Here is a 17280-nt window from a genome sequence, read left to right as displayed (position 1 = left end):
CTGCCTTCACTTGTCCATGGCCTCCAGCGCCGCCCGTATTTTCTGCAACGTTACAGGCTTGTCGAAGCCTTTCAGCGCACCGAGACTTTCTGCCATTGCCGGAAAATCCACGTCGAACTTGGCCTTTGCTTCAGTAAACACAACCGTCGGCAGAATGGTCTTGTTTCTGACCATCCAGTTCAGAACCTCAAAACCGTCTCTTTCCGGCATCAGAACATCAAGAAATATGCCGTCGAAGGAGTGCGACTGAATCAGCTTTATTGCCTCATTCCCATTCGCCGCTTCCTCGAAGCTCCGCCCGAGGGATTTCAAAAACTCTCCGATTAATGCACGGGTCGGCTGATTATCATCAACGACCAGAAAATGGCCATTCATAGCGCGCCCTCTGAAAGCTTCATTTGATGCAACACTACACCCGGCGACCCGGCACGCAAGAGTGGCAAATTATTGATAAGGATCAAGTTACCTTCTGAACAGACTACCGCGCTCGACATATACAAAACGGCTTGCCCCGCCCTCTTAAAGCTTTCAAGAGCTATAGGGCTGGCGACGCGCTCTGCTGCGAGAGCTTTTGCAGGCTGAACTAAACGAGGCTTTGACGTCCGGCGGATCGACGCCAGCATCCGCCTCGAACTCTATGGCACCTATCAGCGTAGATTCGACGTCGGCGAAACCCGCATTTCAATCCGCGTCCAGCTGGACGACGTCGACGACACGCACGACGAGACGGATCAGAGCTAGCCGTTACCGTACCCGCTACCGGCTTTCTTGTAGTCGCCGCGCGGCGGGCTGAAGACATCGATGACAAAGCAGCCTTCCGGACCGGCCTTCAGCCCGTGCACAACATTACCCGGCGTGCACCAGAAATCACCGGCCTTTACCGCGTGATCCACTCCGTCCTGCGTTCGCACGCCGCTGCCTTCGAGCATGATGCCCCATTGCTCTTCCGGATGACTGTGCATTGAGCCTTCGGCATAAGGGTCAATTCGCACGATAGAGAACATCAGGTTCTCTCCCGGAAAGATCCGCGCCGTCAGCCCTTCGGCGAGAGTGCGTTGAATGCCCTGGTCGAGATCATGAAGATTGAAGAAATTCTGGCCGGACATTGATCGTGTCTCCCTGCTCGTTGACCTGATGCGAGAGGATCAGGGAGATAGACAGCCCGGACAAGAAGCTATCCCGGCATCCGGAAGCGTTCAGGTTTGAGTACGGATTCGTTCGAGAACCGTCACCTCCCCATCAGCCTCGATCCTGAACAGGATTACCTCGCCGGAGGCCGGGTAGACACCTGTCAGAGCGGTGATATTTACCTGATGCGTCACAAGAATAACTCTCTCGTCATCCGGCAGCGCACCCAGAAATGCGCGCAGCCCTTCCGTCTGCTCGGCCTCGGTTGACCTGTCGGCGAAAAAGGAATTGAGGCTGGCCAGTTCCTCAGTTGCACCCAGTCCCAGCAATTCCGCGGTCTCGAGGCAACGGCACCATTGACTGGAAAGTATCCGGTCAACTTCCACGCCGGCAGCACGCACGGCATCGCCTATGCGTCGCGCCTGCGCGCGGCCCGTCCCGTCAAGATTGCGCTGCGTCGAGCAATCCCCAATCCGGAATTCCTCCGGATCGCCTGTTCCGGGCGCGATCGCATGACGCATAATTGCGAAAGTTCTCGGCGCCGCAAGACGTTCCCACCCTGTCCGTGAATCGTTCGCCAGAGATGACGTGATCAGCCCTGTGGACAGCAACGGTACGATAAGCAGCAACAGCAACGACCGACGCGCAAATACAGTCATGGCAATCTCCCGAGTGGACCGACGCGCACGGAGATAGAGCGCCATACGGATCAGGCAAGCCGTCCCCCGTAAGCAATGGATCGGGCAAAGAAAAAGCCCCGCATAAAGCGGGGCTCTGAGATGCCGCAGACGGGAGATCCGTTACAGCACCCGATAGATCAGATCGCGAGATACTCCTGACGGAGCGCCTCATCATCCAGCACTTCTTGCGCGGTGCCGTCGAAAACGATCTGACCCATATCGAGGATCAGGGCCCTGTCTGCGAGATGCAGAGCCGCGATTGCATTCTGTTCAACAATAATGGAGGTCATACCGAGGGCTTTGATCTCTTCCAGGATCTTCTCGATTTCCTGCACGATGACCGGAGCCAGACCTTCATAAGGCTCGTCCAGCAGAAGCAATTTCACATCCCGGGCGAGCGCGCGGGCAACGGCCAGCATCTGCTGCTCGCCGCCTGACATGGTGACACCTTCCTGCTTGCGCCGTTCAGCCAGCCGCGGGAAATGCTCGTAGAGCCTCTCGATCGACCAGCCATGCGGTTCATTGATCTGGGCCAATTCAAGATTTTCCTCGACCGTGAGGCCGGGAATAATCCGCCGGTCTTCCTGCACCAGGCCAACACCGTTCTGCGCTGCCTGAAAATTCGACATTTCATGCAGCGGTTTGTGATCGAGCCAGATTTCGCCGTGATGCAACTGCGGATCGCCAGCGCGCGCGATGGTGCGCAATGTGGATGTCTTTCCCGCGCCGTTCCGCCCGAGCAAGGCAACGATTTCACCTTCGTGAATATTGAAGCTGACATCCTGGACGATGTAGCTCTCGCCGTAATAGGACTGCAGGCCCCAACAGGAGAAATAGGCAGGCGGTGTGCCAAGATTCTTGACCGGGTTTTCCGGTTTCTGAGCGGCGTCGCCGGCCGGCTGTGTGGTCAGGGTTTCGGTGCTCATAGATGCGCTCCCCCGAGATAGGCTTCCTGGACCCGCGGATCGCCTTTGATGTCCTCCGGCTTGCCCTCCGCAATCACGGTTCCCTGGGCCATTACGGAGATCTTGTTGGCAAGCGAAAACACGACATGCATGTCATGTTCGATCACGATTTTCGTAATCCCGCGCTCGCCAATTTTCTTCAGCAGGTCGATTGTGTTGTTTGTGTCGGCCCGGGACATACCTGCGGTTGGCTCGTCCAGCAGCAGAAGCTTTGGGTCCTGTACGAGACACATGGCGAGTTCCAGTCTCCGCTTGTCACCACGGGACAAACTGCTGGCAACCATTTCCCGCTTCTCGAAAAGCCCCACATCCTGAAGCAGTTCTTCAGCCCGTTCCCGGACCTCTGAGAGATGATCCACCCGGCTCCAGGCATCCAGCTTGAACGGCCCATCCCGTCGCGCCAGCGTCGGGATCATGACGTTTTCAAGCAAATCGAGATCGCTGAAAATCTCCGGCGTCTGAAACACCCGGCTGACGCCCAGCTGGTTGATCTCGTGGGGCTGAAGATTGAGCAGGGAGCTGCCATCGAAATCCACGGTGCCGGTATCCGGCTCCAGCCGGCCGACCAGGCAGTTCAGCAAGGTCGACTTTCCGGCGCCATTCGGCCCGATGATTGCGTGAACCGCTCCTGCCTCGACGTTGATATTGACCTCGTCAAGAGCCTTCAAACCGCCGAAGCGTTTGTTGACCCCTTTGACTTCAAGAATACCCATCAATCCGCTCCCTATTCCGCCGGATGTGCTTTGGCCGACGATGCGCCGCCCGCACTGTCAGAGCCGCCCCGTCGACTGAACAGCTGCCTGAGCCGCTGTCCGCCTTCGACCACACCACCCGGGAGGAAGATCACGACCAGCATGAACATAATTCCGAGAGTAAGGTGCCAGCCCTTGCCGATGAACGGATGGATCATGAAGACAAATGCGTCCTGCATGCCGTCCGGCAGGAAGGAAAACCAGTTGTAGAGAACATTGTCGTTGATCTTGGAGAAGATGTTCTCGAAGTACTTGATCACGCCTGCCCCGAGCACCGGACCGATCAGGGTTCCGGCGCCGCCGAGAATTGTCATCAGAACCACCTCACCGCTGGCGGTCCATTGCATACGTTCGGCCCCGGCGAGCGGATCCATCGCCACCATCAGCCCTCCGGCGAGCCCGGCATACATGCCAGAGATAATGAAGGCAGCCAGCGTATGGGGTTTCGGGTTCTTGCCAGTAAAGCGCAGCCGCTGCTGGTTCGTCTTCACCGCCCGCAACATCAGCCCGAAAGGCGACCGGAAAATCCGGATGGAGATGTAGAACGCGATCAACATGATAATGGCACAGAGATAGTAGCCAAAATTGAAGGTGAAGAGCCACGGACCGAGTGCAAGCTCAAACCCGTCGCGCATCTCGATCCCGAAGAAGTTCGTCGCCGGAAGCGAGCCGTCGGCCGCATCGAAATCCAGAATACGCGGATCGTTGAGGGCCAGTTGCAGCCCTGTCTCGCCGTTGGTGATCGGTGTGAGCACGGAATAGGCCAGCGCGAACGACATTTGCGCGAAGGCCAGCGTGAGGATCGAGAAGTAGATCCCCGAACGGCGCAGCGAGATGTATCCGACAACGGCTGAGAACAGTCCCGCGAAGATCACCGAAACGATGATCGCCGGCACAACGTTCATCGTCAGCAGCTTCAGCATCCACACGCCGGCGTAGGAACCAACACCGAGAAAGGCTGCATGGCCAAAGCTGAGATATCCGGTCAGCCCAAAAAGGATGTTAAAGCCAATCGCGAATATCCCGAAGATCACGAATCTCTGCATGAGATCCGGATAGCCCGCATTGAACTGCGCCAGCTCAGACCCTTCCGGGAATGGATTCAGCAGAAACGGTGCGAACATCGTCAGCGCGAGGACGATCAGAAACAGCGTCTTGTCTTTGCTGTTGAGTCCCAGCATCGGTCACTCCTCCATCACGCCCTTGCGACCCATGAGGCCGCGAGGACGCGTCAATAGAATAATGATGGCGACCAGATAGATGATGATCTGGTTGATACCCGGAAGCAGCGAGACGATCTCGCCCATCGATGCGAAAGACTCGAGCACGCCAAGCAGGAAACCTGCGGCGACAGCCCCTTCGAGAGATCCCATGCCGCCGACCACGACCACGACGAAGGACAGCACCAGGAAGTCCATCCCCATGTGATAGTTCGGCGAATTGATCGGGGTGTACATCACGCCGGCAAGTCCGGCCACACAGGCCGCGAGCGCGAACATGATAGTGAACCGTTTGTCGATGTTGATCCCCAACAGGCCAACGGTCTCGCGATCGGCCATGCCGGCGCGCACGACCATCCCGAAGGTGGTGTATCGCAGGAAGGCAAACACCCCGCCGATGATGACGGCCGCGAAAACGAAATAAACCAGGCGCCAGTACGGGTAGATGATCGAGCCGGCATCGAATCCGAGCAGGACACCGAAATCCGCGCTGCCGGTCAGAGCCGGGGGAGCCGGAGTCGGGATCGGGTTCGCGCCATAGAAGTACTTGATGATCTCCTGCAGGACGATTGCCAGTCCGAAGGTGACCAGAATTTGATCGGCGTGGGGCCGCTTGTAGAAGTACTTGATGAGGCCCCGTTCCATGGACAGGCCAACGAGAATCATGATCGGTATGGAGAACAGGATCGCCAGCGGCACCGACCACTCGATCATGGCGGTGCCAACATCCGGTCCGAACCAGTCGAAAATGTACGGCGTTTCGACCTTGAGGGGATTTCCGAGGAAGTCTTTACGGACCGGATCGATGGTCTCGTAAGAGATCGTGAAAATCTTGCTCAGTGTGACGGCGCAGAATGCCCCCAGCATGAACAATGCCCCGTGGGCGAAGTTGACGACGCCCAACGTTCCGAAGATCAGCGTAAGACCGAGCGCGATCAGCGCATAGGCGCTGCCCTTATCCAGTCCGTTAAGAATCTGAAGTATAACCGCGTCCAAGACGCCACCTCCTGTGGATCCGATCACTTGACCAAAGCAACACGGAGAGCCGACCGTGCCTTCTCAGGCACGGTCGGCTCGCTGCTAGTGCCCGATTATGCGCCCGGGTTACATTTACCGAGGCTACCACCCGCAACCTGCGGATGATCCGGCGCGTATGTTACCTGCGCGACCGGTGTGATCTCGACGATCTCGAGCAAATCGAACTCCGATGTCGGGTTCTCTTTACCTTTCACGACAAGAACGTCCTTGAAGCACTGGTGGTCGTCCGCCCGATAGAGGGTCGGACCGTTGCCCATTCCGTCGAACTCAAAGCCCTCAAGGGCCTCAACGACGGCGCACGGATTGAAGCTGCCGGCCCGCTCGACGGCATCTGCATAGAGCAGTGCCTGAACGTAGCAGGTGTGCGCAGCCTGGCTCGGCGGGAAACCGTACTTCGTACCGAAGGACTTGACGAATTCCTTCGAGCCGTCGTCGGTCAGCGACCAGTGCCAGTTCGTCGATCCGAAGATGCCCTTAACGTTGGCACCGGCACCCTTGGCCATAAGACGCGAGTACAGCGGAACAACAATCTCGAAATTTTTTCCGTTGACCACGCGATCACGCAGACCAAACTGAACGGCATTGGTGAGCGAGTTCACCATGTTGCCGCCGTAGTGGTTCAGCACCAGCACATCGGCATCCGACTGCAGAACCGGCGTGATGTAGGACGAGAAGTCGGTCTGAGCGAGCGGAGTTTTCACCGCACCAACCGTCTCCCAGCCCATCGCTTCGGTCGAGCTCCGGACGGCTTCTTCGGTGGTGTAACCCCAGTTATAGTCAGCGGTCAGATGATAGGCCTTACGGTCAGTGCCGTAGGCTTTTCCGAGCACTGGCGCGAGCGCCGCACCCGACATGTAGCTGTTGAAGAAGTGCCGGAAGCCGTTAGCCTTCTTGTCCTTACCCGTGGTGTCGTTGGAATGGGTCAGGCCGGCCATGAAGATCACGCCTGCTTCCTGACACAGGCCCTGCACCGCCACAGCAACACCGGAGGATGAACCACCGGTAATCATGATGGCGCCGTCTTTTTCGATCATCGACTTCGCTGAAGCGCGGGCAGCATCGGATTTGGTCTGGGTATCGCCGGTTACATACTCGACTTTCTTGCCGAGAATACCGTTGCCCTTCAGAGCCTTCGACGAGAAGGTGTTCATCATCCCGCCATCACCGCCACCATTGAGGTGTTCGACCGCGAGTTCATAAGCGCGCAGCTCGTCAGCGCCCTCGTCAGCATACGGACCGGACTGCGGTACGTTGAAGCCCAGGGTTACGGTCCCGCCCTTCGGCTCATTTGTGTAAGCATAGGCTTTGCTTGAGAAAACCGTCGGCGCCGCAAGGCCGACTCCAGCAACAGCTGAGGCTTTCAGCAGGCCCCGGCGGCTGAAGCCAGGATTGAATTTTGCCATTTGTTCCTCCCGTTATTTTTTCTGGAATGCGTCAGAGACCCAATCCCCGTTGAGCATCTTTATGCGCTCGGTCACAACAGTACGCACATTTAGTCAATAAACGAATAAGTAATTGAAATTTGCAGATTTTTTTGTAAATATTTGGACAAGAAATATTATTGGTTTGTAAATAATTTACGCTGCACCGCACCAAGTTGAGCGAAATCAAGGAACTGAAACATGGCCCGCGCGCCAATTGGCATGAGAATACGAGAGAGACGGCGAAGCCTCGGGCGGACACAGGCCGATCTTGCACAGGCCGTCGGCATTTCCGCGTCATACTTGAACCTCATCGAACATGACAAACGCCAGGTCGGCGGTGCACTCCTACGGCGGCTGGGGGAGGTCCTTTCCGTCGGGATCGAGTATCTGGACGGCGCTGCCGAACGCCGGCTGATCCAGGATCTGGAAGAAATCGCAACCGACCCGGCCAATGCCGATGGCGAGACCGATCCGGAAAGCGCAACCGATCTTGTTGCCAGGCACCGTCCATGGGCCGGGCTGATCGTGAATATGCACAGAACCAACCTGGACCAGACCGCGACCCTGCATGCCCTGTCCGACCGCTTGCGCCAGGACCCCTTTCTCTCCGACGCCGTGCACGGCATGCTCTCCAATATTGCCGCTATCCGGTCCACCTCTGAAATTCTCGCCAGCGTCGATGACGTCCCGGACGATCAGAGGACGCGGTTTCACCGCAATCTGGCGGAAGAAAGCGCAAAACTGTCCGATGTCGCCCAGGCCATGGCCGGATATTTCGACCGTGCGCCGTCACGCCAGGGCTCCGTGACACCGGCTGAGGAAGTTGATGATTTCGTCCTGGAGAACCAGAATTATTTCGCGCCGCTGGAAGAAGCCGTAGAAAAACTCGGCGCACGGCTCGGGTGCGACGTGGTCGCTCCGGAATTCGAATCCGCCGCCCAGACGCTGCTCCAGCAGATCGGTAAAACACCGCTGCCCGAGCACGACAGCACCGGACCGGCCCTGCCGGCAGCAACCCGGCGGTTCCGGGCGGCACGGGCGCTGGCAGTCGCGGCACTGACGAACGTGATCGAGGAAATCTTGCTGCACTCCCCCCTGCTGACCAGCGATGCGGCACTGGTAAGGGGGCGCCGCGCTCTGCAATCCTATGCTGCTGCAGCCCTGTTGATGCCGTACGACCGGTTCCGCGAGACAGCGATCGCCTGCCGGTATGATATCGACATGCTGCAATACCGGTTCAGCGCCAGCGTCGAGCAGGTTTGCCACCGGCTGGCCTCGCTCCGGAAACCCGGCGCGGAAGGTGTGCCCTTCGCCTTCATGCGGTCCGACCCGGCCGGCTTCATCACCAAGCGGCTGCCGCTGCGCGACCTGCCGTTACCGCGCTACGGCGGCGCTTGCCCCCTCTGGGCCATCTATCGCGCCTTTCAAACCCCGGACCGGGTGTTCCGGCAACTGGCCGAATTTCCGGACCGCAGCCGCTTCCTGTTTTTCGCCAAGACCGTCGCCAAACAGGCCACGGGGTTCGACGCTCCCCGGCACCTTGTTTCCATCATGCTCGGTTGCGACGCGCTCTATGCCCGCGACGTGATCTATGGCGATGGACTGGACCTGACGGCAAAGTCTGTATCGGAGCCGGTCGGGTCCGCCTGCCGGGTCTGCACGCGCGAGGAATGCCGCCATCGGCAGGAACATCCGATCACCGGCGCCTGACGGAAACACGCAGAGTTGTTGCGCCATCGCCCGCCTGAGCTACACTCGAAATCAACCGGCATTGAAAAAACAGTCGGACTACTAACACGGCTATTGGGGGAAACGGCGTGACGACACGCGTCTTTATTGCGGAGGACGAGCCTAACATTCTCGAATCCCTGAGCTTCCTTCTGGGACGCGAGGGGTGGGAAGTGACCAGTGCGCTCGACGGAGACTCCGCCCTGGAACAACTCAACGACGGCGCCCTGCCAGACGTGGTGATTCTCGACATCATGTTGCCGCATCGCAACGGATTTGAGATCCTGCGCCAGCTCCGCGCGTCTCCGCGCACACGAGAGCTCCCGGTCATCGTCCTGACCGCCAAAGGCCAGGAAAAGGACCGCAAGACGGCAGAGGAAATCGGCGCGAATGCGTTCGTGACCAAACCCTTCTCGAACAAGGATGTCGTCGACCAGGTCCGCAGGCTGGCCGGGCTCTAGCCGATGCGCCCCGCCTCGCCCAGCACAGCGGCCAAGTTTCGTGATGCCGCCTTCCTGCTCCCGGTAGCGGGATTCTTCCTCCTGCTGCCGCCCGTCATCGATCTGTTCACGGCACGGGTGAGCCTTTTCGGCATTCCGCTGATCGTTGCCTATATCTTTGGACTCTGGTCCGCACTGATCGCGATTGCCTTCTGGTTCTCCAACAGACTCCATGATCCGGAAACGCACGCGCACGTGCCTCCGGATACATCCTCCCCGGGGCGCTGATGCTCTCCCCGAACCTGATCTTCCTGACCTCGCTCGCCTATGTGGCGCTGCTCTTCATGGTCGCCTTCCTCGGCGACCGCCAGGCGCGCTCCGGCAAGGCGTCGTGGATTCAGTCGCCGGTGGTCTACACCCTCTCGATCTCGGTCTATTGCACTTCCTGGACCTTCTACGGTGCCGTCGGCTCGGCGGTCCGCAACGGGCTCGAATTCGCCACCATCTATCTCGGCCCGACGCTGGTTTTCATCGGCTGGTGGTTCCTGTTGCGCAAGCTGGTCCGGATCGGCCACATGCACCGGATCACATCCATTGCCGACCTGATTTCCTCGCGCTACGGCAAAAGCACCAGCCTCGCCGTTCTGGTGACCCTGATCGCGGTGATCGGAACCACGCCCTATATCGCCCTGCAGTTGAAGGCGGTGACCACCAGCATCCAGGTCATCGTCGCCTCCGATCCGGGCAATCTTGCAAACCCGCCAAGCAGCGACCCAGCCAACGAAATGGCCTTCTGGATCGCCGCCGGCATGGCGCTCTTCACGATCATTTTCGGCACCCGGACAATCGACGCGAACGAACGTCATCACGGCGTCGTCGCCGCCATCGCGCTGGAAGCACTGGTCAAGCTCTTCGCGCTGATCGCGGTCGGGCTGTTCGTGGTCTTTGCGCTGGCGGACGGGCCGGCCGATATCTTCAGCCGGGACGCCGCGCGCATCCTGCAGACCGAAGACATGTTCGACGCGCGCTGGATTGCGCTCACCTTCCTGTCCGGCATCGCCATCATCTGCCTGCCGCGCCAGTTCCAGGTCACGGTCGTGGAGAATACCGGCGAGGATCAGCTCCGCATGGCCTCTTGGCTGTTCCCGCTCTACCTGCTGCTGATGAGCCTGTTCGTACTGCCGATTGCCATCGGCGGCCTGACCGTGCTGCCCGAGGGCTCCAATCCGGACATGTTCGTGCTCACCCTGCCAATGTCGGTCGATCAGGATTTCCTGGTGCTGCTGGCTTTCCTCGGCGGATTTTCCTCGGCGACATCGATGGTCATCGTTGCCTCCATCGCGCTGTCGACCATGATCTCGAACCATATCGTCATGCCGATCGCGCTCCGCACACCGTGGACGTCGATCGAGCGCAGTGGCGATGTCCGCCGCCTGCTGCTGATCAGCCGTCGTATCAGCATCGGCTTCATCCTGCTGCTCGGTTATCTCTATTTCCGACTCAGCGGCAAGTCAGATGCGCTGGCCGCTATCGGGCTGATCGCCTTTGCCGGTGTCGCCCAGTTCCTGCCCTCCCTGCTCGGTGGCATCTACTGGAAACGGGCGACCGCCAGCGGCGCCAAGCTCGGCCTTCTCGCTGGCTTTCTGCTCTGGGGCTACACACTGTTCCTGCCGAGCTTCGAGGGTGATCTATTGCTCTCCGCGAGCACCATCGAGCACGGTCCCTGGGGCCTTGAGCTGTTCCGCCCGCAAGCCCTGTTCGGCCTGACCGGCCAGGACCCGCTGGTCCATGCCCTGTTCTGGAGCCTCGCCACCAATACGGTTCTCTTCATCGGCGGGTCCCTGCTGTTCGAGCCGAAACCGCTGGAGCGTCTTCAGGGCACGCTGTTTGTCGACGTGTTCCGCACGCCGGCGGGCGATGAACACCGCTTCATCCAGCGCTCCGCCTCGGCAGAGGATCTGTTCATCCTCGCTCAGCGCATTCTCGGGTCAAACGAAGCCCAGCGCGTGTTCCGCGAGTTCGCCGAGGGGCAGGGGCTGGAGGGTGATTTCCCGCAACCGACCGATGCCTTCATCGCGCATCTGGAGCGGCGTCTGGCCGGTTCAATCGGGGCCGCCTCGGCCCGGGCGATGATTTCGCGCATTGTCAGTGGCGAGACCATCAGCCTCGACGAGCTGATGCGGATTGCCGACGAGACGGCGCAACTGATGGAATACAGCCAGGAGGTGGAGAAGAAATCACTCGAGCTCGAAGCCACCGCACGCGAGCTCAGGCGGGCCAACCAGCGGCTCACCCTGCTGGATGCGCAGAAGGACGATTTCCTCAGCCAGGTCAGCCACGAGGTGCGCACGCCAATGACCTCGATCCGCTCCTTCTCGGAAATCCTGCTGGAAACCCGCGATCTGTCGAGCCCGCAGAGCCAGAGATTCCTTTCCATCATCCACGAGGAAAGCCTGCGCCTGACCCGGCTGCTGGACGAGATCCTGGACATGAACCTGATGGATCGGGGAGAGGCCTCCTGGAACCTGCACGAACTCGACGCAGCCGTGCCGCTCATCCGGGCCATCGAATCCTGCCGCGGGCTGGCGCAATCCACCGGCAGCGCAATCCTGCTGGACGAGCCACTTCCATCGGCACTGGTTGATGCGGATCCGGATCGTCTGCAGCAGGTGGTCATCAACATCCTGACGAACGCAATCAAGCACAACACGTCGCCGAAACCGGAAGTACGGGTCTCCGGCAAGCTGATCAACGACCAGTACGAGATCGAGATTTCCGACAACGGTCCCGGGATACCGAGCCATCTGCGACCATTCATTTTCGAGAAATTCCAGCGCGGCGCGGCCCAGTCTTCGACCGGCGGCATTGGTCTTGGTCTTGCCATCAGCAAGGAAATCATGAAGCGTCTCGGCGGCACTCTGGCACTGATCGACGACCGGCGGATCGGGACATGCTTCCGCATCACCCTGCCGGCAAAACGGGTACCTCCGCAGCAGCAGGAACGCGAAGCCGGCTAGGCCTGCAGAACCATTTTCGAGTCATCAGGTACCGCGCTCGGACGGTCGGCACGCTCTACACGGTTTCGCCCCAGATCCTTCGCCCGGTAAAGCGCCTGGTCGGCGGCGCTGTACATCTCGCTCCAGCCCGCCCCTGCCTCTGCTCCCGTAATGCCGACGGAGATCGTCACACCACCGGCGGAGATAGGCGTCTCCAATGGGCCGACGTCGAAATGCGTCGCGTCGATCAGCCGGCGCAACCGTTCCGCCGCGACACTTGCACCGTCGACATCCGTACTTGGCAGGATGACAGCAAATTCCTCGCCGCCAAACCGATACACAGTGCCACCATCGACCAGATCCATGTTCCCGACATCGTGGTGAATCTCACGCGCCAGGAGCGTCAGAATCGCGTCTCCCACCGCATGTCCATAGCGGTCGTTCACCTTCTTGAAGTGGTCGACATCTATAAGCAGAAGACTGAAGCCTGTGCCGTCGCGCTCAAGACGGCGGAAGCCGTGCTCGATGTCGTCCTGCAAGGCACGGCGATTCTTCAGGCCGGTCAGCTGATCGGTTCTGGTCTGGTCCTTCAGCTGCGACAAAAGCTCGAAAAGCCGCGCCCGGAACCGCAGAAAGGACAGCCCGAAATACCCCGAAAAGATCGCCACGAAAGAGAGGCCCAAATACGCCCGGTCCGGGATTTGGCCCTGCCGTGCGATCAGAAAGGCCGCTACGGTCACGACCAGCCCCACCCATATCTCGCGACGGGAAAAGGCGAGGGTCATCACGGCAATCAGTGCGACGGGAAGATAGAAAGCCACGTTATGCGGCTCCATCGCGTGCGACAAGGTCGCGATCCGCAACACCAGAAACAGCAGACCAACCTTGAACGCATGGCGCAGTGTCGGATCGTAGCGGCGCATGCTCAGCCAGTACCCGATAGCAAGAGCCGTCAATGAAACCCTGACAGCCTGCAACCAGAGCGGCACACTCAAGAACCAGTCGGAATTCAGTATGAGTTCCATGCACCCAAGAATGGACGCCGCGGCGAACAACCCGCGCACGTAACTGAAATACTCTTGACTGTATCGGGAGCTACCCTCGTCAGCGGCGATTGGTTTCTCATCCATAGGCATCTCTAGCACGCCAAACGCAACATCGGGTCTCTCTGCAAATGACCGTCCTCGGGGGGCCCCGCTCCGCGATCCGCTCATTCTGGCAAAAGAGCAGCTCACGCGATCAATCTGGACTATCCATAGGACACAGTAAAAAGCAATTAGGTCAGAATGTAGCCCAAGGCTCTCCGGCAAAGAATGAGGGCAGGCGACAAAAACGCAGCATCCAGCGCGGCGCCCGGGCTTCTGGTCTGATGAGATTCAGACGTTGCGAATCGCCTTGGCGATGCCCCATCCCCGGGAAACCGCGCCTTCTTAACTTTTTCGTGACGAATTTGATTAAAAATTGGCTCAGAGACCAAAGATAATTTGGAGTAGCGCCAATGATTCCGGGTGTCATCCTTACGGTTTTCTTAATCGGGTTGCCTCTGCAAGCAGCTCAAGCTTCTTCCGAAGGAGACACTTCAAACTCCAGCAAAAACCTGATCGAGAGCGCTCTCATAGACGAGCTCCGCGACGGCGGGTTTATTTTCTATATCCGGCACGCCGCGACAAATCACGCTATTGCGGATAGCGATCGGGGAAACCTGGCAAACTGCGAAACCCAAAGACCGCTCTCCGAACTGGGCCGCGAACAATCGCGCAAGATCGGCGTATCCTTCGCAAAGCTCCGCATTCCGGTCGCAAAAATAATCGCCAGCCCGTACTGCCGGGCAAAAAACACCGCCATCCTTGCCTTCGGGCGGGCCGAACTGAACGATGACCTCAAATTCTCGCTCGGATCAGGAAGCGAGAACGAAGGACGGCAAGCCGATGTTCTGCGCGCCCTGCTGGCTGAGGAACCGGCAACCGGCACAAATACGGTCATCGCAGGTCACACAGCCAATCTGCGCGAAGCGTCCGGCGTCTGGCCAAAACCAGAGGGCGTTACCGTTGTTTTCGAACCGGACGGGGCAGGGTCTTTCCATTACCGCACAGCAATCCACCCAGACAGCTAGCCGCTCACGGCCGCTCAACAGTAGGACGTCCTGTGACATCAGAAAAACGGCGCGGCCGACGGTTTCGATTGGGGTTGAAGACCTGGGTTTTTGTCGCCCCGATCATCACCGTGCTGATCTTCGCCGGGTTCTTGATCGTCGTTCTCCAGACCAATAGTGAAGAAAGGCGGGCGCTGGAGCGGCTTCAGACGACCGCCATATCCCGGCTCGGGCAAGTGACATCGCTCGGCGAAAGCGTTGCCGCCGTCCATCTTGAGATGCAGAGCGTCCTCGGCCGGGCAGTTGAGCTTGATGAGGGTGAACTCTACGATCTGGCGCGCCCTCATATGAACCGGCTCCACGACATCAAGGAGGAGCTGAAAAGCGTTCTGAGCACGCTGGACCCACAAACCCTCGATGGCCGCCTGTTCAGACAGCTCGCGCAGAATTTCGAGACATTCCACGAGGACTACATCTCAGCCGTTCTGATGACCTCGGTGAATTTGGATGTCCATGCAGAGCAGATGCGTCGCACGAATGAACAATACCAGGAGGTCTTCCACACCCTGGGCGAGCTGACGAATGTGAATTTGCAGGACAATTCGGATGCCTCCGAGGCTTACGCCGCGTTTGACCGGCGCCTAACACAGATACTTCTCGCCGGTCTGGCGCTCTGCGTTCCTCTGTCACTACTGGTTTCATGGTTCATAAACCGCCTGATGTCACGAGACCTGATCGGCGCCATAAGGGCCATGGGAAATCTGGCGAAAGGCCAGCCGTCCGAGTTCCAGCCGGACCAGAACCGGACCGACGAGATTGGCGAGCTGGGCCGCGCGATCTCCTATTTCGAGGGTATTCTCGACCAGCTTCGGCAAGAGGTTTCGGAGAGAGAGCGAAGCGAGACCCAATACAAAGGGCTTTTCGACAGCGCCGGAGACGCGATTTTCGTCTTCGAGAACCGCAGATACACCGCCCTGAACAAGAAGGCCGAGGAAATGTTCGGTCTCGAGAGCGCACAAGTCATCGGCAAGCCTCTTGGCCAGCTCTCGGGCAGTGTTCATGGCTCAAAAGAAAAATCCGTCGAAATCTTGAATGAGATTTTTGACGAAGCCCGCAAGGGAGTCCCACAGGTCGTCCAATGGCGCGGCAGAAAACTGGATGGCACCGAATTTCCGACGGAACTCACGGTGACAGCTTTCGCAGGCCCCGACCAAACCGAGATCGCTCAATTCATGGTCCGCGACATCGGCGAGAAAATCGAGGCGGACCAACTCAGGGAGAATATGACCGCAGAACTCGAACGGATGGTGTCGGAACGTACGGAGGAACTACAGCGCGAGGTCGTCGTCCGTCGCCAGACCGAGGAAGCACTTGAAACCGAACGAAAGACACTGAAAGCCGTCGTTGACTACGCACCGATCGGCATGATCCTGCTCGATACTGAAAACCGCGTTCGCCTGATCAATAACTGGATCAGGATGGCACATAAAATTCCGGATCAGATCTGCACTCCGGGCACGCCCTATATTGAAATCCTGAAGCACATTCTCACCAGCAAAAGGAACCTCCAACGGGACCCGAAGAAGTTGGAGGAAATCCTGTCCGAAAGAACCGCCCTTCTCGAACGGCGGGAAAGCAATGTAATTGAGGACATTTTGCCGAACGGCTCCTATCACAAGGTCGAGCGCCGCTTTGTCGATGATGTCGGATGCATTGTGACCAATACAGACATCACGGATCTGAAGAGCGCCCAGAACGAGTTGGTGCGTCAGGAGAAAATGGCAGCCCTTGGCGCACTCGTCGCCGGTGTCGCGCACGAAGTGAACACACCACTTGGGATCTGTGTCACTGCCGCGAGCCACGTGGCGGATATCGCCCGGGAGTTCAACAGCGAGATCCAGAGCCCGGAAGGCCACTTAACCCGTGCACTCGCGGTTGAACGCCTTTCAAATATCGGCAACGGGCTCGAAATCGTGGAGCGAAACCTCAATCGAGCCGCCGAGCTTATCAAGAGCTTCAAGCTGGTCGCTGTGGACCAGACCGCTGACGACGCACGGGAGATCGAACTGGGGGCCTATGTTGAAAGTACGATTCAAAGCCTGTCAGCCGAGACCAAGCGGCGGGGTCTCACAGTCAAATTCGCGGAGCCGGCCGAAGGCCTTAACCGACTTACCTTCCCTGGTGCTATCGCGCAGATCCTGACCAATCTCATCATGAACACCGGGATTCATGCCTACGATTCAAACGGCGGCGAAATCGAAATAGAGGTCCAGAGACTGCGGAATGGGGCAGACCGGATTTCAGTTCGAGATTTCGGCAAGGGAATGGACGAGGAGACCCGCACCCAGATTTTCGACCCATTCTTCACCACCCGGCGCGCCAATGGTGGCACCGGACTAGGGATGCATATCGTGTTCAATCTGGCGACACAGCGCCTGGGCGGAAAGATCAATTGCCGCAGCAAGCCCGGCCAAGGCACGGAGGTCGAGGTTGTTTTGCCGTGAGGCTGTTGCGCGCGCTCACTGCGTGCATATTCCAGGCGCTCGACACCAGAAAGGTTGCTAGAGTGAAATCACCTGTCCTGTTCAAGATTGATCGGCCCCGATGCCAGAGATTTCACCTGAAGATTCGGCGAAACGCCATTCGCTGTCATTTTGATGAATACTGATTCACCGGATTAGGTTCCGTTCTACGCACCGAGGACCAGCACATTGTCTCGATTTCAAACAGACGTTCTGAATCGAATTGCAGTCAGCCCGTTCAGGGCAAACGCAGATCATGCCGGTGGGCGCAGCAACACTTCCGTCGTCATAGCGG

The 17280-nt window shown here is 58.7% G+C and carries 15 protein-coding genes; 6 read left to right on the top strand and 9 right to left on the bottom strand.

What is annotated here, in order from left to right; translation table 11 throughout:
* Window positions 1-6: 6 nt before the first annotated feature.
* The 8 genes from K328_RS0121765 to K328_RS0121730 form a co-directional block, all read right to left on the bottom strand.
* Complete coding sequence (locus tag K328_RS0121765; protein ID WP_028467769.1) at window positions 7-375, bottom strand: response regulator; 369 nt, start codon at window positions 373-375, stop codon at window positions 7-9.
* 362 nt (window positions 376-737) lie between these two features.
* A complete protein-coding gene (locus K328_RS0121760) occupies window positions 738-1106 on the bottom strand; it encodes a cupin domain-containing protein (RefSeq protein WP_028467768.1) in 369 nt (122 codons plus the stop codon).
* Window positions 1107-1196: 90 nt separating this feature from the next.
* On the bottom strand, window positions 1197-1832 hold the full coding sequence (locus K328_RS25425; protein WP_245577628.1) for a histidine phosphatase family protein: 636 nt from the start codon (window positions 1830-1832) through the stop codon (window positions 1197-1199).
* 113 nt (window positions 1833-1945) lie between these two features.
* Window positions 1946-2734 carry an ABC transporter ATP-binding protein gene (locus K328_RS0121750; RefSeq protein WP_028467766.1) on the bottom strand — a complete coding sequence of 263 codons (789 nt, stop codon included), beginning with the start codon at window positions 2732-2734 and terminating at the stop codon, window positions 1946-1948.
* Window positions 2731-3486 (bottom strand): ABC transporter ATP-binding protein, encoded by a 756-nt coding sequence (locus K328_RS0121745; protein WP_028467765.1) that lies wholly within the window; start codon window positions 3484-3486, stop codon window positions 2731-2733. Before K328_RS0121745 ends, K328_RS0121750 begins: the two co-directional genes overlap by 4 nt.
* Window positions 3487-3497: 11 nt before the next feature.
* Window positions 3498-4706 carry a branched-chain amino acid ABC transporter permease gene (locus tag K328_RS0121740; protein ID WP_028467764.1) on the bottom strand — a complete coding sequence of 403 codons (1209 nt, stop codon included), beginning with the start codon at window positions 4704-4706 and terminating at the stop codon, window positions 3498-3500.
* 3 nt (window positions 4707-4709) lie between these two features.
* Window positions 4710-5741 carry a branched-chain amino acid ABC transporter permease gene (locus K328_RS0121735; protein ID WP_028467763.1) on the bottom strand — a complete coding sequence of 344 codons (1032 nt, stop codon included), beginning with the start codon at window positions 5739-5741 and terminating at the stop codon, window positions 4710-4712.
* A 95-nt stretch (window positions 5742-5836) separates the two neighbouring features.
* On the bottom strand, window positions 5837-7186 hold the full coding sequence (locus K328_RS0121730; RefSeq protein WP_028467762.1) for a substrate-binding protein: 1350 nt from the start codon (window positions 7184-7186) through the stop codon (window positions 5837-5839).
* A gap of 219 nt (window positions 7187-7405) precedes the next feature.
* Here K328_RS0121730 and K328_RS0121725 point away from each other — a divergent pair, with 219 nt between their 5' ends.
* From K328_RS0121725 to K328_RS0121710, 4 genes are all read left to right on the top strand, one after another.
* Entirely contained in the window at window positions 7406-8917 is a 1512-nt protein-coding gene (locus K328_RS0121725; protein ID WP_028467761.1) for a short-chain fatty acyl-CoA regulator family protein, read from the top strand.
* A 107-nt stretch (window positions 8918-9024) separates the two neighbouring features.
* Window positions 9025-9396, top strand: coding sequence for a response regulator transcription factor (locus K328_RS0121720; RefSeq protein ID WP_028467760.1), 372 nt, complete (start codon window positions 9025-9027; stop codon window positions 9394-9396).
* Window positions 9397-9399: 3 nt separating this feature from the next.
* Window positions 9400-9663 carry a hypothetical protein gene (locus tag K328_RS25420; protein WP_036555335.1) on the top strand — a complete coding sequence of 88 codons (264 nt, stop codon included), beginning with the start codon at window positions 9400-9402 and terminating at the stop codon, window positions 9661-9663.
* Window positions 9663-12392 carry a sensor histidine kinase gene (locus tag K328_RS0121710; protein ID WP_028467759.1) on the top strand — a complete coding sequence of 910 codons (2730 nt, stop codon included), beginning with the start codon at window positions 9663-9665 and terminating at the stop codon, window positions 12390-12392. Before K328_RS25420 ends, K328_RS0121710 begins: the two co-directional genes overlap by 1 nt.
* Here the strand turns inward: K328_RS0121710 and K328_RS26200 are convergent.
* Window positions 12389-13501 (bottom strand): GGDEF domain-containing protein, encoded by a 1113-nt coding sequence (locus K328_RS26200; protein WP_051285391.1) that lies wholly within the window; start codon window positions 13499-13501, stop codon window positions 12389-12391. The genes K328_RS0121710 and K328_RS26200 overlap by 4 nt on opposite strands.
* Before the next feature lie 368 nt (window positions 13502-13869).
* Between K328_RS26200 and K328_RS25410 the strand changes: the two genes are divergently transcribed.
* Together K328_RS25410 and K328_RS26195 are read left to right on the top strand one after the other, a co-directional pair.
* On the top strand, window positions 13870-14484 hold the full coding sequence (locus K328_RS25410) for a histidine phosphatase family protein (RefSeq protein ID WP_051285389.1): 615 nt from the start codon (window positions 13870-13872) through the stop codon (window positions 14482-14484).
* 68 nt (window positions 14485-14552) lie between these two features.
* Window positions 14553-16967, top strand: a complete 2415-nt coding sequence (locus tag K328_RS26195) for an ATP-binding protein (protein ID WP_156901545.1) — start codon at window positions 14553-14555, stop codon at window positions 16965-16967.
* The last annotated feature ends 313 nt before the right edge of the window (window positions 16968-17280 follow it).

The organism is Nisaea denitrificans DSM 18348, assembly GCF_000426505.1.
GTDB classification, from domain to species: domain Bacteria; phylum Pseudomonadota; class Alphaproteobacteria; order Thalassobaculales; family Thalassobaculaceae; genus Nisaea; species Nisaea denitrificans.
Note: the sequence above shows the minus strand (reverse complement) of the source record. Positions and strands in the feature narration are given on the sequence as shown.

What these genes read in the sequence shown, in the direction of transcription:
- K328_RS0121765 (WP_028467769.1), bottom strand. Translation starts at nt 375, where the DNA reads ATGAATGGCCATTTTCTGGTCGTTGATGATAATCAGCCGACCCGTGCA.
- K328_RS25425 (WP_245577628.1), bottom strand. Translation starts at nt 1,832, where the DNA reads ATGGCGCTCTATCTCCGTGCGCGTCGGTCCACTCGGGAGATTGCCATG.
- K328_RS26200 (WP_051285391.1), bottom strand. Translation starts at nt 13,501, where the DNA reads ATGGATGAGAAACCAATCGCCGCTGACGAGGGTAGCTCCCGATACAGT.
- K328_RS0121740 (WP_028467764.1), bottom strand. Translation starts at nt 4,706, where the DNA reads ATGCTGGGACTCAACAGCAAAGACAAGACGCTGTTTCTGATCGTCCTC.
- K328_RS25410 (WP_051285389.1), top strand. Translation starts at nt 13,870, where the DNA reads ATGATTCCGGGTGTCATCCTTACGGTTTTCTTAATCGGGTTGCCTCTG.
- K328_RS0121730 (WP_028467762.1), bottom strand. Translation starts at nt 7,186, where the DNA reads ATGGCAAAATTCAATCCTGGCTTCAGCCGCCGGGGCCTGCTGAAAGCC.
- K328_RS0121725 (WP_028467761.1), top strand. Translation starts at nt 7,406, where the DNA reads ATGGCCCGCGCGCCAATTGGCATGAGAATACGAGAGAGACGGCGAAGC.
- K328_RS0121710 (WP_028467759.1), top strand. Translation starts at nt 9,663, where the DNA reads ATGCTCTCCCCGAACCTGATCTTCCTGACCTCGCTCGCCTATGTGGCG.
- K328_RS0121745 (WP_028467765.1), bottom strand. Translation starts at nt 3,486, where the DNA reads ATGGGTATTCTTGAAGTCAAAGGGGTCAACAAACGCTTCGGCGGTTTG.
- K328_RS25420 (WP_036555335.1), top strand. Translation starts at nt 9,400, where the DNA reads ATGCGCCCCGCCTCGCCCAGCACAGCGGCCAAGTTTCGTGATGCCGCC.
- K328_RS0121750 (WP_028467766.1), bottom strand. Translation starts at nt 2,734, where the DNA reads ATGAGCACCGAAACCCTGACCACACAGCCGGCCGGCGACGCCGCTCAG.
- K328_RS0121760 (WP_028467768.1), bottom strand. Translation starts at nt 1,106, where the DNA reads ATGTCCGGCCAGAATTTCTTCAATCTTCATGATCTCGACCAGGGCATT.